Below are 25,115 nucleotides of genomic sequence, written 5' to 3' on the forward strand. Positions count from 1 at the left end.
GTCAGAGCGTGAAGTCGATGATGGTCTTGATGTCGTCCGGCTGCCGCGCCACCGCGGCGCGCCAGTTCTCCAGCGGCTCCCGCCGCGTCACCAGCCGGCCGAGCCAGGCGCGGTCCGCCTTGGCCAGCGCCGCGGCCGCGGCGTGGTAGTGCCGCAGGTTGGCGTTGACCGTGCCGAACAGCACCTGGTTGCCCAGCACCATCCGGCGTTCCAGCGTGCCGGCATCGACGCAGATGCGCTTCTCCCCGGCGGAGACTCCGGCCTGGCAGCAGATGCCTCCGGGCGCCAGCTGCAGCGTCGCCTCCATCACCAGCGCCGGCACGCCGGTGCATTCCAGCACCACGTCCGGGTGGAAGGGCAGGTCGGCGATGCGGCCGGTGTAGTAGGTGGCGCCGAGGGCGCGGGCCAGCTCCGCCTGGGCGCCTTCGCGCCGCGCCAGCACATGCACCTCCAGCCCGCGCTGGGCGCCCATCATGGCCGCCAGCAGGCCGATCGGCCCGGCCCCGGTGACCAGCACGCTGCGCGGCGCCCAGCGGGCGCGCAGGCCGATGCGGTCGATATGCTCCCAGGCCTTGGCCAGGATGCTGGCGGGTTCCAGCAGCACGCCGAGCGCGCCCAGTCTGCGGTCGACCGGCACCAGGAATTCGGCCTCGATCCGGAAGCGCTCGGCGGCATAGCCGTGCCGCTGCTTGATGCCGCGCTCGGTGTAGCGGCCGTTGCGGCACATGTCCCATTCGCCGGCGCCGCAGGCGAGGCACGGCACCGGGTCGGGCCGCCGGACCACGCCGGCGACCAGGTCGCCGCGGCGGAAATCGCTGCCGGCGGGCGCCTCCAGCACCTCGCCCAGCGATTCGTGGCCGATGATCAGCCGTTCCTCGCCGTCGGGCGCCCAGCCGTAGTCGCCGGCCAGGATTTCCGTGTCCGTGCCGCAGACGCCGACCGCCAGGGTGCGGACCAGGATGGGGCCGTCGGCCGCCGGCGGCTCCGGCATCTCGACCACCGCACCCGAATCCGCCCGTCCTGGGATCACCGTGAGTGCCCGCAATGTCCTGTTCCCTTGCCGCGACCGGCGACAACGCAGCGCAACCGGCACACGTTCGCCGCAGTGCCGGCTTGTTCACATCCGGTTCATGAACCGCAGCGCAGAACACGCCTGCGCGTGACCGGCGCCCGGCGGGTTCCCACCCGCGCGCCTGCCGTCTACCAGGATAGCCATGCGACGTCGGACCCTGCTGCTCGCGGCCTCTGCCGCGTTCCCCCTGCCTGCGCTCGCCGCGCCCCGACGGCCCGTGTTGCGGCGGCTGGCGATCCGCCATGCCGCCACCGGCGACCGCTTCGCCGGCCCCTGGCACGACGGCCGCACCGCCGACCCGGCCGCGATGGCGGAGCTTTCGCAGGTCCTGGCGGATACCCGCACCGGCGCCATCCTGCCTTTCGACCCGGCCGCGATCGAGGTGCTGTGGGAGGTTGCGCGGCGCGCCAACCTGGCCGGCGAGCTCACCATCCTCTCGGGCTACCGCACGCCGCAGACCAACACCGCGGTGCACGGCGCCGGGGACAGCCAGCACCTGCGGGCCGGGGCGGTCGACGTGATGCTGGCATCGGACCGGCTCGGCGCCTTCGCCGAGCAGGCCGTCCTGCTCGGCCGTGGCGGGGTCGGGGTCTACCAGGCGCGCGGCTTCGTCCATGTCGACAGCGGCCCGGTGCGGCGCTGGGGCGACATGCCCGGCGCGCTGGCCGGCTTGCCGGTCACGGCCGGCGGGCAGCCACGGCGGCTCAACCTGACCTTCGACCCGCTGGCCAGCATGGCGGAAGCCTGGGGCAAGACCCGGATCAGATAGGCCGCTCCGCCGTCCATTCCTGCCAGAGCAGCGCCAGCGCCGCCATGACCGCCGGGCCGAGGAAGAGCCCCAGCAGCCCCCAGGTCTCCACCCCGCCGAGGATGCCCAGCAGCACCAGCAGGAAGGGCAGCCGGGTGGCCCCGCCGATCAGCGCCGGGCGGAAGACGTGGTCGGCGACGAACACCACCACCAGGCCGAAGCCGAACACCGCCGCCCCGGCGGTCGCCGCGCCCTGCGCCGCCAGCGCCAAGGCGGCGATGCCGAAGACCAGCGGCGCGGCGAAGGGGATCATCGCCGCCAGCGCGGTCACCGCGCCCAGCAGGGTGGGGTGCGGCACGCCCGCCATGGCATAGGCGATGCCGAGCAGCACGCCCTCCGCCAGCCCGACCAGCACCAGCCCGTCCACCGTGCCGTGCACCGAGGCCACCATCTGCCGCGCCACCCGTTCCCCGGCCGGGCCCAGCAGCCGGGCGCTGGCGCGCAGGCTCTGCGCCACCAGCGCCTCGCCGTCGCGGAACAGGAAGAACAGGGTCAGGATGGTGAAGCCGAACAGCACCGCCCGATGCGCCAGGTTGGCGCCGAGCTGGCGGCCGACATCCAGCACCTCCGGCGTGTTGAGGCGCGCCAGGATCTCCCGCGCGCCGCCGGGGCCGGCCAGGTTGTCCTGCCACCAGGCGGCGGCCTGGGCGCCGAGCACGGGCAGGCCGGCGAGCCAGCCGGGCGGGGCCAGGCCGTCCCGTTCGGCTGCCTGCAGCCAGTGCAGCAGCGCGCCGGCCTCGCGCCCCGCCTGGATCGCCAGCAGGCCGAGCGGCAGCAGGAACAACAGCGCGATGCCGATGGCGAAGGCTGCCGGCAGCAGGATGCCGTGGCCCCGCACCGGGATGCGCCGCCGGGCGCGGCGATAGAGCGGCCAGGTGGCGACCGCGAGGATCACCGCCCAGACCAGCGCCGGCAGGAAGGCATGCAGGGTCCAGAGCCCCAGCAGCACCAGGCCGCAGGCGAGGGCGATGCGGGCCGCCATGGGATAGCGGCCGGTCGGCGGCGGTGGCGGCAAGGCGGCCGGATCGGGGCGCATGCGGGGTCCTGTCAGGAGAATCGGCGGGCGGGATGCGGCCGGGCGGGGCCGAGTCGCGGCCCCTGCGATGCGCGTCGCCGGGCCGTGCCGGCCACGCCGCCGGATGTGGCCGCGACCGCGCGGGCCTGTCCAGTCCAGCAAATTCCGCGAGTCGCGCCGCCTGCGGCCGATTTCGCGCACATTCCTACGCACCGGATGCCACGAGACGACTGACGCCGCGCGATCTTCTCGCTATGAGGCGAGGACTCGCAGGGAGTCATGCCTATGTCGAAGAAGTTCCTCACCGACGTCATCGTCCAGTCCACCGAGATGCCGGCGATCGCCGCCAACCGCCTGGCCGCCGACCTGATCGCGGCGATCAAGACCGAGATCACCGGCACGGGGCGCTTCACGCTGCCCGATTTCGGCTCCTTCGTGGTCAAGGAGACGCCGAAGCGCACCGCGATGAACCCGCGCACCGGCGAGAAGGTGGCGGTGAAGGCCGGCGCGACCGTGCGCTTCAAGGCCAGCCCGGCGCTGAAGGATGCCGCGCTCGCCAGCATGAAGAAGGCGAAGAAGAAGGCGAAGGCCTGAGAGTTTGTGAAGGAATGCCCCTGAGCCGCGAAGTGGTCGGGAAAGGCCCAATGCCGCCGAAGGGGATTCCTTCGCAAGTTCGGTTTCTGCACGGGCGCTGAGCCTGCCGGCCGGCCCCGCCGCGGGGTCGGCCTGGCTGCGGAAACCCCTGTGGGCGGCCCCGGTCGGGGCCGCCCCGCCGGGGTCAGATCCGGTAGGCCTGGCGCGCCAGCAACCGCCAATTGCCGCCATCCTTGCTCCAGACCTGCAGCACGCCGATCCGCACCGGCGTGACCTTGCCGGCCGGGTCCACGGTCTCGCCGGTCAGCAGGTGCCGGACGATCGCCTCGTCCGAGCTGATGCCGATCGTCTGCTCGGTCAGCTCGATCTTGCGGAAGGCGCTGGCCTTGCTCTCGAGATAGGCGATGAACTGCGCCTTGGTCTCGATCCGCCCCGCGGAATGGCCGTAGCTCAGCGCGGGCGAGGTCAGGGCTTCGAGCTGCGCCCGGTCGACGGCGATCATCGCCTTGTTCAGCGCCTCGACCGCGGCGGCGACCTGGGCCTGGTCGCCCGACTGGGCACGGGCGAGGCCTGGTGCGAGGAGCAACGCGGCGGCGGCGCCGAGGCCGGCCATCTGGCGGCGTGCGAAGGTCATGGCAGTCTCTCCCTTGTGTGTTGGGTTCTTGTAGCAGGCGAAGCCTAGGCGCCGGCTTTTGCCGCGTCCATCGCCTGGCCGCGGCAGCGCCGGGCTTCCGCCGGCCGCCGCCGCGCGGCATGGTCGGGCGGTGGCACCGATCCTTCCCCTGGACGCGCTTTCCGACCGGCAGGCGGCGATCCTTGCCGTGGCGCGCGGCGCCGGGCGCGTCGCGGTGGAGGAATTGGCCGCCCGCTTCGGCGTCAGCCCGCAGACCATCCGCAAGGACCTCAACACGCTGTGCGACCGCCGGCTGCTGGCGCGGCAGCATGGCGGGGCGATGCTGGCCTCGGGGGTCGAGAACCTGGGCTATGCCGCCCGCCGCGCCCTGGCGCAGGCCGAGAAGCGCCGCATCGCCGCCCGCTGCGCCGCGCTGATCCCGGACGGGTCCAGCCTGTTCCTCAACATCGGCACGACGACCGAGGAAGTGGCGCGCGCCCTGCTGCACCATCGCAACCTGCTGGTGGTGACCAACAACATCCACGTCGTCTCCATCCTGCTGCCCTGCGAGGGGGTCGAGGTGGTGGTCGCCGGCGGGCCGGTGCGGCGCGCCGATGGCGGCATCGTCGGCGAGGCGACGGTCGACCTCGTCGCCCAGTTCAAGCTGGATTTCGCGGTGATCGGTGCCTCGGCGCTCGACGAGGCGGGCGGGCTGCTGGACTACGACTACCGCGAGGTGCGGGTGGCGCGCGCCATCCTGGGCAATGCGCGGCGCGCGATCCTGGTGGCGGATGCGGGGAAGTTCGAACGCTCGGCGCCGGTGCGGATCGGCCATGTCTCCCAGCTGCACTGCGTGGTGATGGACCGTGCCCCGCCGGCGGGCTTCGCCGCGGCCTGCCGGGCGGCAGGGACGCAGCTGGAACTGGCCGGGCCGGGGGAAAGCGCGGCATTCGATGAAACCGCAACCCGCTGACGCGCGATTGGGCTTCGTATTTTTCACTTGAGCTTGCGTTTCGGCCTCGGGCAGGATGCGGGCGGCCAGCGGGGAAGCCAGCGTGTCGGGAGCGGGCCAGGGCCAGGTGCGGGATCTCCTCGTCGTCGGCGGCGGGGTGAACGGCTGCGGCATCGCGCGCGACGCCGCGGGGCGCGGATTGTCCGTGACGCTGGTCGAGCAGGGCGACCTGGCCGGCGCCACCTCCTCCGCCTCCACCAAGCTGATCCATGGCGGGCTGCGCTACCTGGAGCACTACGAGTTCCGCCTGGTGCGGGAAGCGCTGATCGAGCGCGAGGTGCTGCTGCGCGCCGCGCCGCATATCGTCTGGCCGCTGCGCTTCGTGCTGCCGCACCACCGCGGGCTGCGGCCCTGGCCGGTGCTGCGGCTGGGCCTGTTCCTCTACGACCACCTCGGTGGGCGGCGGATCCTGCCGCCGACCCGGGGGCTCGACCTGCGGCGCGACCCGGCCGGGACGGCGCTGCAGCCGGGCTACAGCCGTGGCTTCGAATATTCCGACTGCTGGGTCGAGGATGCCCGGCTGGTGGTGCTGAACGCCCGCGACGCGGCGGACCGCGGCGCGACGGTGCGGACCCGCACCCGCTGCATCGCCGCCCGGCGGGAGGCCGGGCTATGGCGGGCGACCCTGCGGGACGCGGAGACCGGCGCCATGGAGGAGGTCGCGGCGCGCGGCCTGGTCAATGCCGCCGGCCCCTGGGTGGCCGAGGTCCTGGGCGGCGTCGCCGGACAGAACGCCCCGGCCCGGGTGCGGCTGGTCAAGGGCAGCCACATCGTCACCCGCAGGCTGTACGACCACGACCGCTGCTACATCTTCCAGAATGCCGATGGCCGGATCTGCTTCGCCATCCCCTATGAGGAGGACTTCACCCTCATCGGCACGACGGACGAGGAATTCACCGGCGATCCGGCGGGCGCGGCGATCTCGGAGGCCGAGACCGAATACCTGTGCCGCGCCGTCAGCGGCTATTTCCGCCGCCCCGTCACCCCGGCCGACGTGGTCTGGAGCTATGCCGGGGTGCGCCCGCTGTATGACGACGGTGCCGGCCCTGCCCAGGAGGCGACGCGGGACTATGTCCTGACGCTCGACGCGCCGGCGGGGGAGGCGCCCCTGCTGTCGGTCTTCGGCGGCAAGATCACCACCTACCGGCGGCTGGCCGAGGCCGCGCTGGCGAAGCTCGGCCCGCACTTCGCCGGGCTGGGCGCGCCCTGGACCGCGACGGCCAGCCTGCCCGGCGGCGACTTCCCCTGGGACGGCGCGCCGGCCCTGGCCACGGCGCTGCGCGACCGCTTCCCCTTCCTCGATGCCCGGCTGGCACGGCGGCTGGTGCGGCAATACGGCACCCGTGCCGCCGCCGTGCTGGGCGATGCGCGCGGCATGGCCGATCTCGGCCAGGGTTTCGGTGCCGGGCTGACCGCGCGCGAGGTGGACTGGCAGATGCGCGAGGAATGGGCCCGCACCCCGGCCGATATCCTCTGGCGCCGGAGCAAGCTCGGCCTGCGGATCGATGCCGCGGGCCAGGCGGCGCTGGCGGCGCATATGGCCGCGGTGCCGGCCCGGCGGGCGGCGGAGTGAGCCGCGCGTCCGCCGGGCCGGGGCTGCCGCGCCGCGCCGCGGCGGCGCCTGCCGGGCCGCGGCGCGACGATCCGACCTGACTTCCGGGGGCTTCGGCCCCCGCCCATTCTTCCGTAGGGTTCCGCCATGCCCGCAGGCCATATCCTCGCCCTCGACCAGGGCACCACCTCGACCCGCGCCATCCTGTTCCGCACGCCGGACCTCACGCCGGTCGCCGTAGCGCAGCAGGAATTCGCCCAGCACTACCCGGCCTCGGGCTGGGTGGAACACGAGGCGGAGGATCTCTGGGAGACCTCGCTCGCGGTGATGCGGGAGGCGATGGAGAAGGCCGGGCTCGGGCCGGCCGATATCGCCGGCATCGGTATCGCCAACCAGCGGGAGACCACGCTGGTCTGGGACCGCCGCAGCGGCCGCCCGATTCACCGCGCCATCGTCTGGCAGGACCGCCGGACGGCGGCCGCCTGCGCCGCGCTGCGCGAGGCCGGCCATGCGGAGGCCGTCGCCGCCACCACCGGCCTGCTGATCGACCCGTATTTCTCGGCGACCAAGATCGGCTGGCTGCTCGACAGCGTCGCCGGCGCTCGGGAAGCGGCCGAGCGCGGCGAGCTCGCCTTCGGCACGGTGGACAGCTTCCTGCTCTGGCGCCTGACCGGCGGCCGGGTGCATGCGACGGATGCCACCAACGCCGCCCGCACCATGCTGTTCGACATCAAGGCCGGCGCCTGGTGCCCGGCGATGTGCGCGCTGCACCGCGTACCGATGTGCCTGCTGCCGGAGGTGCGCGACTGCGCCGCCGAGTTCGGCACCACCGACGTCCTCGGCGGCGCCGTCCCGGTGCGGGGCATCGCCGGCGACCAGCAGGCGGCGACCATCGGCCAGGCCTGCTTCCGGCCGGGGATGCTGAAATCCACCTACGGCACCGGCTGCTTCGCGCTGCTCAACACCGGCGATGCGCCGGTCGCCTCGCGGCACCGGCTGCTGACCACCATCGCCTACCAGTTGGATGGCCGCCGCACCTATGCGCTGGAGGGCGCCATCTTCGTCGCCGGCGCCGCGGTGCAATGGCTGCGCGACGGGCTCGGGCTGATCAGGGACGCCGCCGAGACCGGCGCGCTGGCGGCCGCCGCCGACCCGGCGCAGCGCTGCTACCTGGTGCCGGCCTTCGTCGGCCTCGGCGTGCCGCATTGGGATGCCGAGGCGCGCGGCGCCATCCATGGCCTGACGCGCGCCACCGGCCCGGCCGACTTCGCCCGCGCCGCGCTGGAGAGCGTCGGCTACCAGACCCGCGACCTGCTGCTGGCGATGCAGGCGGATATTGCCGGCGCCGCCGGGGTTGGCGGGGCGGCCGGAGGCGCCGGCGAGACCAATGTGCTGCGGGTCGATGGCGGCATGGTCGCCTCAGACTGGACCATGCAGTTCCTCGCCGACATCCTCGGCGCGCCGGTCGACCGGCCGGTGGTGCGGGAGACGACGGCGCTCGGCGCGGCCTATCTCGCCGGGCTGCAGGCGGGGCTCTGCCCGGACCCCGCGGCCTTCGCCGCGTCCTGGCAGCTCGACCGCCGCTTCACCCCGGCGATGCCGGCGGCCGAGCGCGACGCGGCCTATGCCGGCTGGCAGCGGGCGGTGCGGCGGACGCTCTCGGGCGTGCTGTAGCGCGGGTCGCCGCAGGGCCGCATCGCCCGAAGGCGCGGATCGGCCCGGGCACCGCAAGGCCAGGGCACGAAAAAAGGGCGGGCCCTGGCGGACCCGCCCCTGGTTCGGGAAGCGGCGCGAGGCCTACTTCATCGCCTTCTGCAGGTTGTCGTCGAGCTTCGCCAGGAAGGCCTGGGTGGTCAGGAAGGGCTGGTCCTTGCTGATCAGGATGGCCAGGTCCTTGGTCATGAAGCCGCTCTCGACGGTGTCGACGCAGACCTTCTCCAGCGCCTCGGCGAAGGCGGTCACGTCCGGCGTGCCGTCGAACTTGCCGCGGTAGGCCAGGCCCCGGGTCCAGGCGAAGATGGACGCGATCGGGTTGGTCGAGGTCTCGCGGCCCTTCTGGTGCTCGCGGTAGTGGCGGGTGACGGTGCCGTGCGCGGCCTCCGACTCGATGGTGTTGCCATCGGGGGAGAGCAGCACCGAGGTCATCAGGCCGAGCGAGCCGAAGCCCTGCGCCACGATGTCCGACTGCACGTCGCCGTCGTAGTTCTTGCAGGCCCAGACATAGCCGCCTTCCCACTTCAGGGCCGAGGCCACCATGTCGTCGATCAGCCGGTCCTCGTAGGTCAGCCCGGCGGCCTTGAACTTGTCGGCGAAGTCGGTGTCGTAGATGCGGCGGAAGATGTCCTTGAACTCGCCGTCATAGGCCTTGAGGATGGTGTTCTTGTGGCTGAAGTACACGCTGTAGCCACGGCTCAGGCCGTAGTTCAGGCTGGCGCGGGCGAAGCCCTCGATGCTGGCGCGGGTATTGTGCATGCCCATCATCACGCCGCCGCCGGCGGGGAAGTTGGTCACGTCCAGCTCGATCGGGGCGCCGCCGTCGGCCGGCGTCCAGGTCAGGGTGGCCTTGCCGGCACCGGGGATCTTGCTCTCGGCGGCGCGGTAGATGTCGCCATAGGCATGCCGGCCGATGACGATCGGCTTCGACCAGTGCGGCACCAGGCGCGGCACGTTCGAGCAGATGATCGGCTCGCGGAAGATGGTGCCGTCGAGGATGTTGCGGATGGTGCCGTTCGGGCTCCGCCACATCTTCTTCAGGCCGAACTCCTTCACCCGCGCCTCGTCCGGGGTGATCGTCGCGCACTTGACCCCGACGCCGTACTGCTTGGTGGCGTTGGCGGCGTCGATGGTGACCTGATCGTCGGTCTGGTCGCGGTACTCGATGCCCAGGTCGTAGTACTTCAGGTCGATATCGAGATAGGGAAGGATCAGCTTCTCCTTGATGAACCCCCAGATGATGCGGGTCATCTCGTCGCCGTCCATCTCGACGACCGGGGTCTTCACCGTGATCTTCGCCATACCGCGTCCTCGTCGCTTCCCGGCGCGACCAAACGATCATCCGGGATAGTGGGAAAGAGGCCGGACAATCGCACCGGGCCGGGAGACGGGCAAGCCCGGCGGCAGTGCATCACGGTTGCGCCAGCCTACCGTCAAATGTTAGTTGATGATTGGCTCAACATCGCGTCCCGCGTGCCGGGCCTGGGGTCGATCGACTATGCAAATGGGCCCGGGCCACGCGTCCCGCCCCGCCATCGTGCTGGGCACCGTCGCCGCCTTCGGCGCCGCGGTCTGGGGCGTGACCCTGCACCTGTTGGCCCTTGATGCCCGGCCGCCGGCGGTGACGAACCTGGCCGTCCTGCTGGTCCCCGCGGCGCTGGCCACCTTCGTTGCGGCCTTTGGCGCCGGCCTCTGGCTCGGTGACCGGCGCCAGGCAATCCGGACGGCGGCGGTCGCCGCGGCCGGGCAGTCGCGCCTGGCCATGGTGCAGCACGAGATGCACGCGGCCGCCGAACGCGCCGCGCTGGAAAAGCAGCGCATCGCCCTGCTGCTGGACAGCGCCGCGCCGGGCGCCGCGTTGTTCGACGCGGCGCACCACCTGCTGGCCTGGAGCCGAGGCTTCGCCGCGCTGGCCGAGGTGCCGGAGGGGGCGCTGCAGCCCGGCCTGCCGCTGGCCGACCTGGTGCGGCTGCAACCTGCCGGCCTGACCCGCAAATTGTCGCGGCACGGGATCGAAGCCGGCATTGCCGGCGCCGCCCGTCGGCAGCTCGGTGACGGCAGCCATGTCGAGGACCGCTGGGCGCCCGGGGCCGAGGGCGGGATGCTGCTGACCTGCCGGCTGGCCGAGCCGCCGCGCCAGGCCGTGCCGCTCTCGACCGCGGCGCTGGCGGCGCTCTGCGAGGAGGAGGTGCGTACCCGCCTGCCGCGGCTGGGAATCGCGATCACCGCCGGCGACGTCGCCGCCGTGCGGATGGAGGCGCATGCGATCCGCGGGGTCGCCGCCAGCTTCGGGCTCGATGCCCTCGCCGCCGCGCTGCTGGTGGTGGAGACCGCGGCGCGGGCGGGTGACCTCGGCGCGCTGGCTGCGGCGAGCAACGGCCTGCCGGATCTGGCGGAGGACGGGCTGCGGCGGCTGGCGCGGCAGCCGGCGTAGGCAAGGCCAGGGAGGAAGTGTCCTGCCTGGACCCTCCTCTGATTCTGCGGGCTGGCACTCGCCACGCGGCAGGTGCCAAGCCCACGGAAGGGGCGGGAGGGGCCTTGGAAGGGAATAGCTGTCCCTCCCCGAGCTTTCCTTCAGTCCCGCACCAGGATCGGCGTCAGCCCATGCCGTGCCGCCGCCGCGGCCAGGCTGCCATCCGCCTTGGCCGCGGCGACGAAGGCGTCCACCTCGGCCAGCCAGGCCGGCTCGCCCTTGGGCACCGCATAGGCATAGGCGGTTTCGCCGAACCGGCCGGGCGGGTCGATGATCCGCGCCCAGTCATGCATCAGCAGCATGCGGCGGGTGTAGGGGAAGTCGCTCATGAAGATGTCGGCCCGGCCGGCCTGCACCTCCGCCTCCCGCGTGCTGGGCGGGCGGACCACCAGCAATTCGGCCTGTCGCAGGCTCTGCCGCATCAGCGGCTCCATCAGCGTCCCGGCGGCGACCGCCACCACGGTGCCCGGCCGATCGATGTCCGCCCAGGCCTGGATCCGGGTGCTGTCCCGCGTGGTCACGCCATAGACCGAACTGGCCAAGGTGGGCCGGGAGAAATCGATGCGGGCCTGCCGCGCGGGAAGCACGCCGACCGCCATCATGGCGATGTCGCAGTCGCCGCGTTCCAGCCGGCCCATGAACTCGGCGAAATTGGTCTCGACGAAGCGCAGGCCCAGGCCGAGCCGGGCGGCGAGCGCCCGGGCCATGTCGATGTCGATGCCTTCCAGCTCCCCGTTGCGCGGGTTGCGGTAGCTGATGGCGAAGTACTCCGGCCACATGCAGACCTGGACCCAGCCACGCGCGCGAATGTCGCCTAGCCGGTCTTGTGCCGCGGCCGGCATCGAAATGATCTCCAAAAAAACGACAATGCATGCAATAAGGGACGCCACCATGCATCCCCCGCCCGGTTTCCACGCCATCCTGCGCCGCTCCCTCCGCCTGGTGCCGGCCAGCGCGGCCGAGCCGCGGCCGCGCCTGCTGTTCGGTGCCGCCGTCGGGCTCGTCCTCGCCTGTCTCGTTTCGGTTGTCTACTACGTCGTCTTCGAACGCGGCCAGCGCGACGCCCTGGCCGATGCCGAACGCCTGACCCAAAGCGTCGCCGGCGCCCTGGCCGACCAGCTCACCCGTGCCTCGCAGACGGTGGACCTGGTGCTGAACGACCTGGCGGCCCAGCCGCCAGACCGCCTGCCGGCCGACTTCGAGGCGCAGCTGGCGATGCGGGTGCGGGACGTGGCGCCGGTGCGGGCGCTGCTGCTGACCGACGCGGCCGGCCTGGTGGTGGCGGCCTCGCAGCCGGCGCTGGTCGGCCAGTCGGTCGCCGGCCGCGACTGGTTCCAGGCCCTGGCGGCGGGGCAGGCGGTGACCCGGGTCGGCGGGCCGGAAGCCGGGCGGTTCCTCGCCCAGGGCGGCCAGCGCATCGCCGAGACGCGGATCTGGTCGATCCCGCTGGCCCGCGCCGTGACGGGTGGCAAGGGCGGTTTCGGCGGCGCCACCGTGGCGCTGCTGAACCCCGACTATCTGGTCAGCGTCAGCCGCCGCTATGCCGAGGCCTTCGACGTCGCCATCCGGCTGCATTCCTTCTCCGGCCAGCTGCTGGCGCGCTCGGACGGCGCGGCCGAGGGGATCGGCGGCAGCGCCCTGCAGGCCTGGCTGTTCCGCGACTTCCTGCCGCGCCGGGAAAGCGGCACCTTCCGCGGCCAGGACCAGGACTCGGCCGCGGTCATCGGCAGCTTCGCCGTGACCCGCAGCGGCAGCTTCGTGGTCGAGGTGACGCGCGACCGCAGCGCGGCGCTGGCGCCGGTCTACCGGCTCGGCTGGCTGCTGACGGTGGGCATCGGCATCGCCGCGGCGGTCACCTTCCTCGCGCTCTGGCTGCTGGTGCGGCAGGCGGAGACGCTGCGGCTGCAAGGCGCCCGGCTGGCGGTGAGCGAGGCCGAGGCAGTGGCCGCAGGCCGCGCCAAGGACGAATTCCTGGCCGCCATGAGCCACGAGATCCGCACCCCGCTGCATGGCGTGATCGGCATGGCGGGCGTGCTGATGGACACCCGGCTCGACCCGCTGCAGCGCCGCTATGCGGAGACGATCGAGAAATCGGCCGAGCACCTGACCATGGTGCTGAGCGACATCCTCGACTTCTCCAAGCTGGAGACCGGGGCGATGGAGCGCGAGGAGGTGCCCTTCGACCTCGAGGCCGAGATCGGCACCATCGTCGAGCTTTTCGCGCCGCGCGTGGCCAATCGGGGCGTCGAGCTGGTCTGCGCCCTGGCGCCGGACATGCCCGCCCGGGTGGTGGGCGACCCCGGCCGCTTCCGGCAGCTGCTGTTCAACCTGGTCGGCAATGCGGTGAAATTCACCGAGGCCGGCTGGATCGAGCTGGCGGTCTCGACCGAGCGCGAGGGGGCGGGCTGGCGGCTGACCTGCCGGGTCAGCGATACCGGCATCGGGCTCGACCCGCAGCAGGTCCCGATGCTGTTCGAGCGCTTCACCCAGGCCGATGCCTCGATCCGGCGGCGCTATGGCGGCACCGGCCTCGGCCTGGCGATCTGCCGCCGGCTGGCCGAAAGCATGGGTGGGTCGATCGGTGCCGCGGCCCGGCCGGGCGGCGGCAGCATCTTCCGCTTCGACCTGCTGCTGGGCGCTGCTGCCGATGCAGGCGATGCGGCCGAGCCATGCCCGCTGCGCGGCCGGCAGGTGCTGGTGGTGGACGACCTGCCGCTGAACCGGGAGATCATGGCGCGCCAGCTCATCGCCTGCGGCGCAGAGCCGACGGTTGCGGCGGATGCGGAGGCGGCGGTGGCCGCGCTCCGCGCTGCCCGCCTGGCCGGCCGGCGCTTCGACGCCGCGGTACTCGACGGCCGCATGCCGGATTGCGACGGCGAGACGCTGGCGCGGCGGATCCAGGCCGAGCTGGGTGCGGACCGGCCCTCGCTCGTGCTGTGTTCGTCCGGCACCGCCCTGTTGCGGGAGCCGCCGGCCGCGGCGCTGTTCGATGCGGTGCTGCTGAAGCCGGTCCTGCCGTCGCGGCTGCGGGAGGCGCTGTTGCATGCGCTGCGCCGCGGCGAGCGTCCGGGCGAGCGCCGCGACGTCCCGCCGCCGCCGGAGGCCGCGCCCCGGCCGCGGGTGCTGGTGGTGGAGGACAACGCCACCAATCAGCTCGTCATGCGCAGCATCCTGCAGCGCGCCGGCTGCCATGTGGACGTGGCGGTGGATGGGCAGGAAGGCGTCTCGGCCGCGCGACGGCACGCCTATGGGCTGATCCTGATGGACCTGCAGATGCCGGTGATGGACGGGCTGGAGGCGACGCGGCAGATCCGCGGCGGGGCCGGGCCGAACCGGGCCGCACGGATCATCGGCCTGACCGCCGCGGCGGGGGACAATTTCCGTGTGCAATGCCTCGAGGCGGGGATGGATGCCTACCTGCCGAAGCCGGTGCAGCGTGGCGTGCTGCTGGCGGAGCTGGGGCTGACCGAGCCGGCGCGGACGGCGTGAAGGCAAGCTTGGGGAAGAATAAAGTATTCCTTCCCCAAGCCCCACCCTTCGTTTCTGCGGGCCGGCTCCTGCCGCGCTGAAAGGACCGACCCGGGAAAACAGATCAGGGGGCTGGGGAGAACACCTTCTCCCCGGCCTGTTGCTTATCCCCGCCGCGGCTTGACCAGCCCCTGCTCGTGCAGCGACTCGGCGATCTGCACCGCGTTCAGCGCCGCGCCCTTGCGCAGGTTGTCGGCGACGCACCAGAAGGCCAGGCCATGCGGCACTGTCGGGTCGCGCCGCAGCCGGCTGACATAGACCGCGTCCTCGCCGACCGAGTCGAGCGGCGTGATGTAGCCGCCATCCTCCCGCTTATCGATCAGCTGGATGCCCGGCGCCTCGCGCAGCGCCTCGATCGCCTGTTCCTCGGTGATCGCGCTCTCGAACTCCACGTGCACCGCCTCGGCATGGCCGATGAAGACCGGGACGCGGACGCAAGTGGCGACCACGGCGATGTCGGGGTCGAGGATCTTCCGCGTCTCGACCGCCATCTTCCATTCCTCCCTGGTCGCGCCGTCGTCCATGAAGGCGTCGATATGCGGGATGACGTTGAAGGCGATCGGCTTGGTGAACTGCTCCGGCACCGCGGCGTCGTTGACGAACATCGCGCGGGTCTGGTTGAACAGCTCGTCCATCGCCTCCCGCCCCGCGCCGGAGACCGACTGGTAGGTGCTGACCACCACCCGCCGGATGCGGGCGATGTCGTGCAGCGGCTTCAGCGCCACCACCATCTGGATGGTCGAGCAATTCGGGTTGGCGATGATGTTGCGCCGGGCGAAGCCCTTCAGGTGGCGGGCATTCACCTCCGGCACCACCAGCGGCACGTCGTGGTCCATGCGGAACTGGCTGGTATTGTCGATGACCACGCAGCCGGCCGCGGCTGCGCGCGGCGCATGGATGGCGGATACCGCGGCGCCGGGGGAGAAGAAGGCGAGCTCGGTATCCTTGAAGTCGTAGCGTTCCAGCGCCTGCACCTTGAGGACGGATTTCTCGCCGAAGGAGACCTGCTGGCCGACCGAGCGGCCGGAGGCGAGGGCGACGACCTCGCGGATGGGGAAGTCCCGCTCGGCGAGGGTCTTCAGCATCTCCCGCCCCACCGCGCCGGTGGCGCCGACGACCGCGACCCGGTAGCCCATGGAATTCTCCTTCGAAACAAGGGGCCCCGCAGCCATGGGGCTGCGCCCAACTAGGCCGGGGGGCGGCGGGGTTCAACCCGGGCGGCGGCGGCCGCGGGCGAACCATTCGCTTGATTGACCCTGGCTCCGCCCCCAATATCCGCATGGGCGATCGACGCCACAACGGAGGAAATCATGGCCTGGACCAAGCCGCGCGTGACCGAAGTTTCGCTCGCTCTCGAGATCAACAGCTACGCCTGCGCCGATATCGGCTGAGTCCGGCGGCCCGCCCGGAGTCCCGGGCGGGTCCTGACGTTGCCTGATCGCGTGCCTTGGCCCCGCGGCCGGATCATCCCGGCCGCGGGGCTTTTGCTGTGCGGCGCGCTGCTGGCGGGGCCGGCGGTGGCGCAGCAAGGCGCCGGCGATGCGCGGCCGGGGTGGCGGCTGGCCGCGGCCCGCTGCGCGGCCTGCCTTGGCGCCGCCGGCAGGGCGAGCCCATCCGACACGCCGGACCTGGCCTATCTGGAGATCCAGCTGCGGGCCTTCCGCCGCGGGGAGCGGCCGCATGCGCCGATGTACGCGGTGGCGCGAACTGACGGACGCGCAGATCGCCAGCCTGGCGGCCTGGTTCACCGCGATCCAGGTCCAGGTCACGCTGCCGGGACGGTAGGCACGGCCACCTTCGGCGGGGTTGGCCACCCCTTGGGCCGGCCCTACATTTCCACCCGACGCGGCCCGCAGTGGCTGCCGGAGGAGACCGCCATGGCCCATCCCGCCGCCACCCGCGCCCACTGAGCGCCTTGGCGATGCTGCATGCCATCGTCCTGGGGGCCGCTGCCGGCGGTGGCTTCCCGCAATGGAATTCCGCCGGGCCCGGCTGCCGCCGGGCGCTGGGCGGCGACCCGGCGGCGCCCGCCCGCAGCCAGGCCTCGCTCGCCGTCTCGGCGGATGGCGCGCGCTGGGTGCTGCTGAACGCCTCGCCCGACCTGCGGCAGCAGATCATCGCCACGCCGGCATTGCACCCGCGCCCGGCCCCGGGCGAGATCCGCCACTCCCCGATCGCCGCCGTGGTGCTGACCGGGGCCGAGGTCGACACCATCGCCGGCCTGCTGACGCTGCGCGAACGCCATGCCTTCGCGTTGTATGGCGCCGACCGGGCGCTGGCGGTGCTGGACGCCAACCCGATCTTCGGCGCGGTGAACCCCGCCATCGTGCCGCGCCGGACCCTGCCGCTGGACGCACCGCTGGCGCTGGCGGATGCCGCCGGCGGGCCGCTCGGGCTGACGGTCGAGGCCTTCGCCGTGCCCGGCAAGGTGCCGCTCTTCATGGAGGATGCCTCGGGCGCCGATCCCGGCCGGGCGGAGGCGGGCGAGACCATCGGCCTGCGCGTCTCGGCCGGCGGGCGGGCGCTGTTCTTCATCCCCGGCTGCGCCGCGCTGCCGCCCGACCTCGCCGCCCGGCTGGACGGCGCCGACTGCGTCTTCTTCGACGGCACGCTGTGGCAGGACGACGAGATGCTGCGGGCCGGCGCCGGGCCGAAGACCGGGGCGCGGATGGGGCATATGAGCCTCGACGGGCCGGGCGGGACGATCGCCGCCTTCGCCGGCCTCGGGGTGCGGCGGCGCATCCTCATCCACATCAACAACACCAACCCCGTCCTGCTGGCGGACAGCCCGGAACGCGCCGCGGCCGCGGCCGCCGGCTGGGAGGTCGCGCAGGACGGCATGGAGGTGACGCTGTGAGCCAGGATGACAGGCTGCTCCCGGGGGATGACCTGGAAAGTCGCCTCCGCGCCATCGGCGAGGAGCGCTATCACATCCACCACCCCTTCCATCACCTGCTGCACGGCGGCAAGCTGACCAAGCCGCAGGTCCAGGCCTGGGCGCTGAACCGCTACTACTACCAGGCCTCGATCCCGGCGAAGGACGCCGCGGTGCTCGGCCGGCTGCCGACGCCGGAACTGCGCCGCGAATGGCGGCGGCGCATCGTCGACCACGACGGCGACGGCAGCAAGCCGGGCGGGGTGGAGCGCTGGCTGAAGCTGACGGATGCGCTCGGGCTCGACCGGGACTACGTGGTCTCGCTGCGTGGCCTCCTGCCGGGGACGCGGCACGCGGTCGATGCCTATGTGAACTTCGTGAAGTACCGGAGCGTGCTCGAGGCCGTGGCGTCGTCGCTGACGGAGATGTTCTCGCCGAACATCATCTCCCAGCGGGTCGCCGGCATGCTGCGCAGCTACGACTTCGTCAGCCAGGAGACGCTGTCCTATTTCACGCCCCGGCTGACCCAGGCGCCGCAGGATGTCGAATTCGCCCTGGGCTTCGTCAAGCGGGAGGCCCGCACCCGGGAGCAGCAGGAGCAGGTGCTCGACGCGCTGCGCTTCAAGTGCGACCTGCTCTGGGCCCAGCTCGACGCGCTGCACTACGCCTATGTCGAGCCGGGCAACATCCCGCCCGGCGCCTGGAAGCCCTGAGGATGGAGGGCGCCTCCATCCCCCGCCTCGGCCGCGGCATGAAGCTGCGGGAGGACAAGGCGCGCGACCGTTGGGTGGTGATGGGGCCGGAACGCATGTTCGTCCCGGATGAGATCGCGCTGGAGGTTCTGCGCCTGGTCGACGGCGCCCGCAGCGTCGATGCCATGGTGGACGACCTGGCCGTGCGCTTCGCCGCGCCGCGCGGCGAGATCATGGCAGATGTGGTGGCCATGCTGGACGACCTGGCGGCGAAAGGCGTTGTGGTCGCATGACAGCAGACCTCCCGCCGGTTCGCGCCGCCGGTCCCGCCGCCCCGCTCGCGCTGCTCGCCGAGCTGACCCATCGCTGCCCGCTGCGCTGCCCCTATTGCTCCAACCCCACCGAGCTGACCCGGGTGGCGCAGGAGCTCGACACCGCCACCTGGGCCCGGGTCTTCGCGGAGGCCGCGGCGCTGGGCTGCCTGCAGGTCCACCTTTCGGGCGGTGAGCCGACGGCACGGCGCGACATCCTCGAGATCGTCCGCGCCGCCAGCCAGGCCGGCCTCTATACCAACCTCATCACCTCCGGCGTGCTGACCGGGGAGACGAAATTGCAGGCGCTGGTCGAGGCCGGGCTCGATCACGTCCAGCTCTCGGTGCAGGACGCCGAAGCGGGTTCGGCCGACCGCATCGGCGGCTATCGCGGCGGCCATGCGCGGAAGCTGGAATTCGCCAGGCTGGTGCATCAGGCCGGCCTGCCGCTGACGCTCAACGCCGTGGTGCACCGGCAGAACCTCGACCGGCTGGCGGACCTCATCGCGCTGGCGCTCGACCTCGGCGCCGGCCGGCTGGAAGTGGCCCATGTGCAGTACTACGGCTGGGCCCTGGCCAACCGCGATGCCCTGCTGCCGACCCGCGACCAGCTGGACGCCGCCACCGCGACGGTCGAGGCGGCGCGGCGCGACCTGCGGGGCCGGCTGGTGATCGACTACGTGGTGCCGGACTACTACGCGAAGCGCCCCAAGGCCTGCATGGGCGGCTGGGGTCGGCAGTTCCTCGCGGTCTCACCGGCCGGCCGGGTGCTGCCCTGCCATGCCGCGGAAAGCCTGCCGGGCTTCGACTTCCCCAATGTGCGGGAGGTCTCGCTGCGCGACGCCTGGGAGCATTCCGAAGCCTTCAACCGCTTCCGCGGCACGGATTGGATGCCGGCGCCCTGCCAGGGCTGCGAGCGGGCGGAAGTCGACTGGGGCGGCTGCCGCTGCCAGGCCTTCGCCCTGCTCGGCGATGCGGCGGCCACCGATCCCGCCTGTGCCTTGTCGCCGCACCACGGCGTGCTGTCGGTCGCGGTAGGCGCGGCCGCGGCGGCGGGGGAGGGGTTCACCTATCGGGAACCGCAGAAGGTTCCGGGCTGACCCAGGCTTGCGGTTGCCGCCGCGCGCGCCACTATCCAGGGCCGCTATCGAAGGATGATCCGGATGTTCCTCCCGCGTTGCAACCTGCTCGGCCTGCCCGGCCCCATGACCATGGCCGGCACCGCCATGGGCGGCATGGCCGTGCTCGCGGGGGTTGGTCCCTTCCTGGCCGGTATCGGCGTCGGCGCCGGGATCGTCGGCGGTGCCCTGCTGGCCCGGAAGGCGATGGACCGCCGCTCCGGCTGGCGCGACGAGCCCTCCGACACCCTGTCGGACATGCCCGACGAGGGCGAGGCGACGATCCCCGCGAACCCGATCTAGCGAGCCCCCACCCCGGCCTTTTGTGGGTCGGCACCCGCCACGCGGCAGGTGCCAACCCACGGAAGGAAGGAGTGGAGCCCGGGGAGGATGCCTCCTCCCCGCCTTGCCTCACGCGGGCGCGTTGCCACCCCGGCCGGAGATCGCCAGGCCGCTGGCATGGCCGGTGCGCAGTGCCTCCCGCGCCCAGCGCGGGGCGGTCGGCAGCCAGCCGGGCAGGGCGTCCCCGGCCAGGCCGAGCCGGACGCCATGGGTGTAGCAGACCCCCGAAAGCGCCTCGTCGAAGACCCGGCCGCGGCGGTTTTCCAGGGCCGCGCGCAGCGGCGCATCGTTGATCCGCCGGGTCGCCTGCCCTGGCCCTTCCTTGGCAGGCGCCGCACTGCCCATGGCGTGTCCGTCCATCATACCCTCCGGTCCTCCGCCTCAGCCTCCGCAATACCGTTGCGCAGGTCCAATCACGGGCTTTCGGCTTCGGCGGAATGTGATGCGACGGCAACCAACTGCCGCGCCCGTGCGCGCTGCGATATCCTGAGGCCGAACAGCAGGGGAGGGACCGGCATGGCCGGCGAGATTCGCGTGGAGATCCGGGAGGCGCCGGCGACCGGCCGCGTCGCCTTCGTCACCATCGCGCATGAGGCGAAGCTCAACACGCTGAACCCGGACCTGATGCGGGAATTCGCTGCCGCCATGGCCGGGCTCGCACGGGACGAGGCGCTGCACGCCGCGGTCCTGACCGGCGCCGGGCCGAAGAGCTTCGTCGGCGGCGCCGATATCGGCGTGATGGCGGGGCTGGAGGACGGCGAGGCGGCGCGTGGCTTCATCACGCTGGTGCACGGCTGCTGCCGCGCCGTGCGGGACTGCCCGGTGCCGGTGATCGCCCGCATCAATGGCTGGACGCTGGGGGCCGGGCTGGAACTGGCGGCCGCCTGCGACCTGCGGATCGCCGCCGACCATGCCCAATTCGGCATGCCGGAGGTCCGCGTCGGCATCCCCTCGGTGGTGGAGGCCGCGCTGCTGCCGGGGCTGATCGGCTGGGGCCGCACCCGCCGCCTGCTGCTGCTGGGCGAGACGATCGGCGCGGCGGAGGCGCGCGACTGGGGCCTGGTCGAGCGGCTGGTCCCGGCCGAGGGCCTCAATGCCGCGGTGGCCGAGTGGCTCGGCCATCTCGGCGCCGCCGGACGGCAGGCGCTGCGGCTGCAGAAGCGCCTGATCCGGCAATGGGAGGACCTGCCGATCGGCGCCGCGGTGGCCGCCGGCATCCCGGCCTTCGCCGCGGCCTGGGAGACCGAGGAGCCGCGGCGGATGCTCGGTGCCTTCGCGCAGCGCCGGCCGCGACCGCGATAAGAGAGGCGGCAATAACGGGTCGGCGCAACGAAGTCCCCGGAATTGCCTCGATGCGGGCGGGCCCGCGACCTTGTTTGATCCGGCAAGAAAAACTCGCCATGCTTTGAAGTTATACCAGCGTGGCTTGGCCTTATGTTCGGCTGGCATCCTTGGCGCGGCCCGGACCGATCGGGGTCCGGCCGCCGTCGGACGCCAATGGTCACCATGCTGTCGAACCCACAACTCCTGCCCGTACGGCAGGCTTTACCGATTCGCGTGGACTCGCTGCCGACCGGCTGGCTGGCGCTGCGCCACTGCCGGCTGGAAGGCACCCTCCTGCCGCTGATCCTGCTGCACCCGGCCCTGGGCATCGCCGTCATTGGCGGCCCGCCGGACGGGCCGGCCCTGCTGCGCGCCCGCCTGGCCGCGGGGCGCTTCGAGGCGATCTTCCCGGGAGCGCTGCCGGTGCTGCGGCTGGCCGAGGCCGCCGATCCCGCCGCGGCGTTCGCCGCCCTGCCGCCGCTTGGCCTGCCGGGCGGGGATGCCTGGGTCGGGGTGGTCCGCCGGGCGCTGGAAACCGCGCCGGGACCTGCCCCGGTGGCGGCGCGGCGCAGCTGGGCCCGGCACCGCCGGCTGAAGCGGCGCCTGGCGGTGCTCGGCGGCGTGGCGGGGCTGGCATTGCTGGCGGGCGTCGGCTGGGTCGTCACGCTGCCGCCAGGCGGCGTCCGGCCGGCCGGGATGGCAGGTCTTGCCCTGCCGGGGGGGCCGGCCGCCGCCGGGATGGACGGCATGGGCGGCGAGGCCTTGCCCGAGCCGGAGTTCGACCTCGCCATGGGCCCGGACACCGCCTCACCGGCTCCGGCCGTGGCGGCGCGGGATGACGGGACGGATGACGCGCTGGTGTCGAGCCAGGTCGAGGCCGCGCCCGCGGCTTTCGACGCCGGGTCGCCCGCGGCCGACTTCGCCAGGCCGCAGCCCGGACACGACGAGGCGGCGATCGCCCGCGCCGAGGCCCCGCCGGCTTCGTCGATCCCCACCGTCATGCCGCCGCCCGCCAGCGAGCCCTTGCCGCCCGCCTTGGGCGCGGCGGCGCCCCTGCCGCCGATCGCCACCGCCTTGCCGCCCGTGGTCGCCAGCGCGGTGCCGCGGCCCGGCGGCGACCAGGACCGGGCCAACCGGGCCGAGGCCTCCCCGCCCGTGGCTGCCGCGCCGCCGGAGATGCGCCGCCCGCCCGCCACGGAAATCGACCGCCTCGCGGCCAGCCTCGTGCCGCTGCCGGCGCGCGCCTTGCCGCCCGAGCCCGATCCCGCTGCCATCCGCACGGCCGCGGCCTCGGTCAACCTCCTCGGCCGCTGCCGCATGATCACCCAGCGGCTGCAGATCGGCGAGATGGTGGCCGAGGACGATATCCGCCTGCTCCGGCGCGGCTGTCAGGACTGAGGGCCGGCATCCGCCCCTGGCTTGCCCACAGGCCGAGAATTCTCTCGTAGGCGTGATCTTTGCTTGCCAGACTCTCCCATGCCTGGAAAGAGCATGGGCATGGCTCATCTGGCAGTAGAAATCGCCGCATACCCTTCCGCGCGCCGCCCCCGGGGCGCGGCATGATCTTCGCCTCCTTCGAATTCCTTTTCCTGTTCCTGCCGACCTTCTTCGCCGCCTATTTCCTCACCCCGGCGCGGCTGCGGAACTGGCCGATCCTGATCCTGTCCTGGGCCTTCTATGCCTGGTGGCGGGTGGATTTCCTGGCGCTGCTGGCCGGCGTCACCCTGTTCACCTATCTGGTGGCGCGCGGCATGGATGCCTGCGGCGTGCGGAGCCGGGCGGGGAAGCGCCTGCTGCTGCTGGGGCTGGCGGGCAATCTCGGCGTCCTCGCCTGGTTCAAATATGCCAATTTCGGCGTCGAGACGCTGAATGCGCTGCGTGCCGGCTGGGGCCTGGCACCCATGGGGTGGGCCGAGATCCTGCTGCCGATCGGCCTGTCCTTCTACGTGCTGCAGTCGGTCAGCTACCTGGTCGACCTCTACCGCGGCGACGTCCCGGTCAGCCGCCGCTTCGTCGACTATGCGGCCTACAAGGCGATCTTCTCCCAGCTCATCGCCGGGCCGATCGTCCGCTATGCCGAGATCCAGCAGGACCTGACATCCCGCACCCATGGCCTGGCGCTGTTCGGCCTCGGCGCCCGGCGCTTCATGCTGGGCTTCGCCGCCAAGGTGCTGGTCGCCGATACGCTGGCCCCAATGGTCGAGGCCGCCTTCGGCCTGCCGGCGCCGAGCCTGGCCGAGGCCTGGACCGGGGCGGTGGCCTATGCGCTGCAACTCTTCTTCGACTTCGCCGGCTATTCCGCCATGGCGATCGGCCTCGCCCTGATGTGCGGCTTCCGCTTCCCGGAGAATTTCGCCCACCCCTACCTCGCGGGCTCGATCCAGGAATTCTGGCAGCGCTGGCACATGACGCTGTCGCGCTTCCTGCGGGATTACCTCTACATCCCGCTCGGCGGCAGCCGGCACGGGCCGGTGCGCACCTATGTCAACCTGCTGGCCACCATGGTGATCGGCGGCTTCTGGCACGGCGCCAACTGGACCTTCCTGCTGTGGGGCGCCTGGCATGGCGGGCTGCTGGCCCTGCACCGGGGCTGGAGCCGGCGCGGCGGGCGGCTGCCCTGGCTGCTGGCCAACCCGCTGCTGCTGCTGGCCGTGGTGATCGGCTGGGTCACCTTCCGGGCGCCGAGCATCGAGGCGACCTGGGCGATGTACCGCGGCATGCTGGGACTGAACGGTGCAGGCTTCACCGACGCGCTGCCCTGGCAGGTGACGCCGGACCAGTGGTGGTGCCTCGGCATCGCCGGCGGGCTGGTCTATGCGCCGGCGCTGCTGCGCGGCCGGGTGCCGGAGGCCCTGGTGCGGGTGGCTTGGTGGGGCGGGCCGCTGCTCGGCTTCCTGGTCGGCATCGTTGCGCTCTACAGCCGCGCCGCCGTGCCCTTCCTCTATTTCCAGTTCTGAGGCGGCGATGCGCGATCCGTCCCCCGCCGCCGCCCGGGCCTATGCCCTCGCCATGGTCGCCCTGCTGGGCTGGGGCTTCTGGCAGGGGGTCGCGGCGCTGCGCGCGCCCGCCACGAGTACCCGCATCGCCGGGACCCTGACGCCCGAGGGCTTCCTTGGCGGCCGCACCGCGGCGGCGGTGAACCACGCCATGGCGCATGGCCTGCCGGCCGACCCGGTGCTGCGCGCCGCCGGCGGGGTGCTGCGCTGGGGTGTCTTCGGCTCCGGTGGGCCTGCTGTGCGCGTCGGCTGCGACGGCTGGCTGTTCCTGGCCGAGGAGCTGCGCCCCTGGCCGGATGCCGAGGCGGCGATGGCCGAGCGCGCCGCGGCGCTGGGCCGCATCCGGGCACGGCTGGCCGCCGAGGGCGTCACCCTGCTGGTCGCCGTGGTGCCGGACAAGGCGCGGGTGGAATCCGGCAGCCTGTGCGGCGCCCCGCGCGCGGCGCAAGCGGTCGCGCGGCTGCCGGCCTGGCTCGACCTGCTGGGCCGGGAGGGGGTGCCGGCGCTGTCGCTGCTGCCGGCGCTCGCGGCGGTGCGGCCGGCCTTCTGGCGCACCGACACGCATTGGAGCCAGGCCGGCGCCGCCGCGGCCGCGCAGGCCATCGCCGAGGCCACTGCCGCCCTGCCGCTGCGCCGGGCGGATGCCTTCCGCACCGTCGCCGCGCCGGAGGCGGCGGATGGCCCCGGCGACCTGCTGCGGCTGATGAGCCTCGACCGCGTGCCCGACGTGCTGCGCCCGGCGCCGGACCGGCAATACCCGGACCGCACCGAGGCGGCCGGCGAGGCCGCCGGCCTGCTGGACGAGACGCCGCCGGCGGAGGTCGTCCTGCTCGGTTCCTCCTATTCGGTGAATGCCAATTTCCATGGCCGGCTGCAGCAGTCGCTGGCCTCCGCCGTGGCCAGCCATGCCAAGGCCGGCGGCGGCTTCGCCGGCGCGGCGCGGGACTACCTCGCCGGTGCCGCCTGGCGCGAGGCGAAGCCGAAGCTGGTGGTGTGGGAGATCCCCGAACGCGTCGTCGGGCAGCCGGTCGGGGCGGAGGAGCGGGACTTCCTCGCGGGTTGGTAAGCAAGGTTGGGG

Annotated in this window: 25 protein-coding genes; 18 read left to right on the forward strand and 7 right to left on the reverse strand. The window is 72.8% G+C overall.

The genetic code is table 11. The features are described from left to right. Window position 1 precedes the first annotated feature (1 nt). Window positions 2–1,045, reverse strand: coding sequence for a glucose 1-dehydrogenase (locus tag ACFQS7_RS09035; protein ID WP_380066711.1), 1,044 nt, complete (start codon window positions 1,043–1,045; stop codon window positions 2–4). A gap of 169 nt (window positions 1,046–1,214) precedes the next feature. On the opposite strand from ACFQS7_RS09035, the gene ACFQS7_RS09040 reads away from it, so the two are divergent. Continuing rightward, window positions 1,215–1,841, forward strand: a complete 627-nt coding sequence (locus ACFQS7_RS09040; protein ID WP_380066712.1) for a YcbK family protein — start codon at window positions 1,215–1,217, stop codon at window positions 1,839–1,841. Here ACFQS7_RS09040 and ACFQS7_RS09045 read toward each other — a convergent pair. Then, window positions 1,834–2,916: an AI-2E family transporter gene (locus tag ACFQS7_RS09045; RefSeq protein WP_380066713.1), complete on the reverse strand. Its 1,083-nt coding sequence runs from the start codon at window positions 2,914–2,916 to the stop codon at window positions 1,834–1,836. The two genes, ACFQS7_RS09040 and ACFQS7_RS09045, sit on opposite strands and share 8 nt — an antisense overlap. Window positions 2,917–3,180: 264 nt before the next feature. Between ACFQS7_RS09045 and ACFQS7_RS09050 the strand changes: the two genes are divergently transcribed. Continuing rightward, entirely contained in the window at window positions 3,181–3,489 is a 309-nt protein-coding gene (locus ACFQS7_RS09050; RefSeq protein WP_380066714.1) for an HU family DNA-binding protein, read from the forward strand. Window positions 3,490–3,673: 184 nt separating this feature from the next. Here ACFQS7_RS09050 and ACFQS7_RS09055 read toward each other — a convergent pair whose 3' ends face one another. Continuing rightward, a complete protein-coding gene (locus ACFQS7_RS09055; protein WP_380066715.1) occupies window positions 3,674–4,123 on the reverse strand; it encodes a nuclear transport factor 2 family protein in 450 nt (149 codons plus the stop codon). A 139-nt stretch (window positions 4,124–4,262) separates the two neighbouring features. Between ACFQS7_RS09055 and ACFQS7_RS09060 the strand changes: the two genes are divergently transcribed. The 3 genes from ACFQS7_RS09060 (at window position 4,263) to glpK (ending at window position 8,340) form a co-directional block, all read left to right on the forward strand. Next, a complete protein-coding gene (locus tag ACFQS7_RS09060; protein ID WP_380067236.1) occupies window positions 4,263–5,075 on the forward strand; it encodes a DeoR/GlpR family DNA-binding transcription regulator in 813 nt (270 codons plus the stop codon). 55 nt (window positions 5,076–5,130) lie between these two features. Next, a complete protein-coding gene (gene glpD / locus ACFQS7_RS09065; RefSeq protein ID WP_380066716.1) occupies window positions 5,131–6,687 on the forward strand; it encodes a glycerol-3-phosphate dehydrogenase in 1,557 nt (518 codons plus the stop codon). 126 nt (window positions 6,688–6,813) lie between these two features. Next, window positions 6,814–8,340: a glycerol kinase GlpK gene (glpK, locus tag ACFQS7_RS09070; protein WP_380066717.1), complete on the forward strand. Its 1,527-nt coding sequence runs from the start codon at window positions 6,814–6,816 to the stop codon at window positions 8,338–8,340. 123 nt (window positions 8,341–8,463) lie between these two features. Here the strand turns inward: glpK and ACFQS7_RS09075 are convergent, their stop codons facing one another. Further along, on the reverse strand, window positions 8,464–9,681 hold the full coding sequence (locus tag ACFQS7_RS09075; RefSeq protein ID WP_380066718.1) for an NADP-dependent isocitrate dehydrogenase: 1,218 nt from the start codon (window positions 9,679–9,681) through the stop codon (window positions 8,464–8,466). 202 nt (window positions 9,682–9,883) lie between these two features. On the opposite strand from ACFQS7_RS09075, the gene ACFQS7_RS09080 reads away from it, so the two are divergent. Beyond that, the gene (locus tag ACFQS7_RS09080; RefSeq protein ID WP_380066719.1) at window positions 9,884–10,813 is read left to right on the forward strand and encodes an Hpt domain-containing protein; all 930 of its coding nucleotides are present in this window, start codon (window positions 9,884–9,886) and stop codon (window positions 10,811–10,813) included. Between the two features lie 140 nt (window positions 10,814–10,953). Here the strand turns inward: ACFQS7_RS09080 and ACFQS7_RS09085 are convergent, their stop codons facing one another. Beyond that, the gene (locus ACFQS7_RS09085) at window positions 10,954–11,631 is read right to left on the reverse strand and encodes a substrate-binding periplasmic protein (protein ID WP_380066720.1); all 678 of its coding nucleotides are present in this window, start codon (window positions 11,629–11,631) and stop codon (window positions 10,954–10,956) included. Window positions 11,632–11,743: 112 nt separating this feature from the next. Here ACFQS7_RS09085 and ACFQS7_RS09090 point away from each other — a divergent pair, with 112 nt between their 5' ends. Beyond that, entirely contained in the window at window positions 11,744–14,341 is a 2,598-nt protein-coding gene (locus ACFQS7_RS09090) for a response regulator (RefSeq protein ID WP_380066721.1), read from the forward strand. 143 nt (window positions 14,342–14,484) lie between these two features. Here ACFQS7_RS09090 and ACFQS7_RS09095 read toward each other — a convergent pair whose 3' ends face one another. After that, window positions 14,485–15,516, reverse strand: a complete 1,032-nt coding sequence (locus ACFQS7_RS09095; protein WP_380066722.1) for an aspartate-semialdehyde dehydrogenase — start codon at window positions 15,514–15,516, stop codon at window positions 14,485–14,487. A gap of 174 nt (window positions 15,517–15,690) precedes the next feature. Between ACFQS7_RS09095 and pqqA the strand changes: the two genes are divergently transcribed. The 7 genes from pqqA to ACFQS7_RS09130 all read left to right on the forward strand — a co-directional run bounded on the left by pqqA (window position 15,691) and on the right by ACFQS7_RS09130 (window position 19,679). After that, window positions 15,691–15,771, forward strand: coding sequence for a pyrroloquinoline quinone precursor peptide PqqA (gene pqqA / locus ACFQS7_RS09100; RefSeq protein WP_380067237.1), 81 nt, complete (start codon window positions 15,691–15,693; stop codon window positions 15,769–15,771). Between the two features lie 51 nt (window positions 15,772–15,822). Further along, window positions 15,823–16,290 carry a hypothetical protein gene (locus ACFQS7_RS09105; protein ID WP_380066723.1) on the forward strand — a complete coding sequence of 156 codons (468 nt, stop codon included), beginning with the start codon at window positions 15,823–15,825 and terminating at the stop codon, window positions 16,288–16,290. An 11-nt stretch (window positions 16,291–16,301) separates the two neighbouring features. Beyond that, on the forward strand, window positions 16,302–17,237 hold the full coding sequence (gene pqqB, locus ACFQS7_RS09110) for a pyrroloquinoline quinone biosynthesis protein PqqB (RefSeq protein WP_380066724.1): 936 nt from the start codon (window positions 16,302–16,304) through the stop codon (window positions 17,235–17,237). Next, window positions 17,234–17,968: a pyrroloquinoline-quinone synthase PqqC gene (gene pqqC / locus ACFQS7_RS09115; RefSeq protein ID WP_380066725.1), complete on the forward strand. Its 735-nt coding sequence runs from the start codon at window positions 17,234–17,236 to the stop codon at window positions 17,966–17,968. The genes pqqB and pqqC overlap by 4 nt, the downstream gene beginning before the upstream one ends. Before the next feature lie 2 nt (window positions 17,969–17,970). Further along, window positions 17,971–18,240 carry a pyrroloquinoline quinone biosynthesis peptide chaperone PqqD gene (gene pqqD / locus ACFQS7_RS09120; protein WP_380066726.1) on the forward strand — a complete coding sequence of 90 codons (270 nt, stop codon included), beginning with the start codon at window positions 17,971–17,973 and terminating at the stop codon, window positions 18,238–18,240. Further along, complete coding sequence (gene pqqE, locus ACFQS7_RS09125) at window positions 18,237–19,358, forward strand: pyrroloquinoline quinone biosynthesis protein PqqE (protein ID WP_380066727.1); 1,122 nt, start codon at window positions 18,237–18,239, stop codon at window positions 19,356–19,358. The genes pqqD and pqqE overlap by 4 nt, the downstream gene beginning before the upstream one ends. Before the next feature lie 63 nt (window positions 19,359–19,421). Beyond that, the gene (locus tag ACFQS7_RS09130; protein WP_380066728.1) at window positions 19,422–19,679 is read left to right on the forward strand and encodes a hypothetical protein; all 258 of its coding nucleotides are present in this window, start codon (window positions 19,422–19,424) and stop codon (window positions 19,677–19,679) included. Window positions 19,680–19,787: 108 nt separating this feature from the next. Here the strand turns inward: ACFQS7_RS09130 and ACFQS7_RS09135 are convergent, their stop codons facing one another. Then, the gene (locus ACFQS7_RS09135; protein WP_380066729.1) at window positions 19,788–20,081 is read right to left on the reverse strand and encodes a hypothetical protein; all 294 of its coding nucleotides are present in this window, start codon (window positions 20,079–20,081) and stop codon (window positions 19,788–19,790) included. 153 nt (window positions 20,082–20,234) lie between these two features. On the opposite strand from ACFQS7_RS09135, the gene ACFQS7_RS09140 reads away from it, so the two are divergent. The 4 genes from ACFQS7_RS09140 (at window position 20,235) to ACFQS7_RS09155 (ending at window position 25,103) form a co-directional block, all read left to right on the forward strand. Further along, complete coding sequence (locus ACFQS7_RS09140) at window positions 20,235–21,020, forward strand: enoyl-CoA hydratase (RefSeq protein WP_380066730.1); 786 nt, start codon at window positions 20,235–20,237, stop codon at window positions 21,018–21,020. Between the two features lie 255 nt (window positions 21,021–21,275). Then, entirely contained in the window at window positions 21,276–22,439 is a 1,164-nt protein-coding gene (locus tag ACFQS7_RS09145; protein ID WP_380066731.1) for a hypothetical protein, read from the forward strand. 161 nt (window positions 22,440–22,600) lie between these two features. Further along, complete coding sequence (locus ACFQS7_RS09150) at window positions 22,601–23,998, forward strand: MBOAT family O-acyltransferase (protein ID WP_380066732.1); 1,398 nt, start codon at window positions 22,601–22,603, stop codon at window positions 23,996–23,998. Between the two features lie 7 nt (window positions 23,999–24,005). Then, window positions 24,006–25,103: an alginate O-acetyltransferase AlgX-related protein gene (locus ACFQS7_RS09155; protein WP_380066733.1), complete on the forward strand. Its 1,098-nt coding sequence runs from the start codon at window positions 24,006–24,008 to the stop codon at window positions 25,101–25,103. Window positions 25,104–25,115: the final 12 nt, after the last annotated feature.

It is taken from the genome of Dankookia sp. GCM10030260 (assembly GCF_042666655.1).
GTDB lineage: Bacteria > Pseudomonadota > Alphaproteobacteria > Acetobacterales > Acetobacteraceae > Paracraurococcus.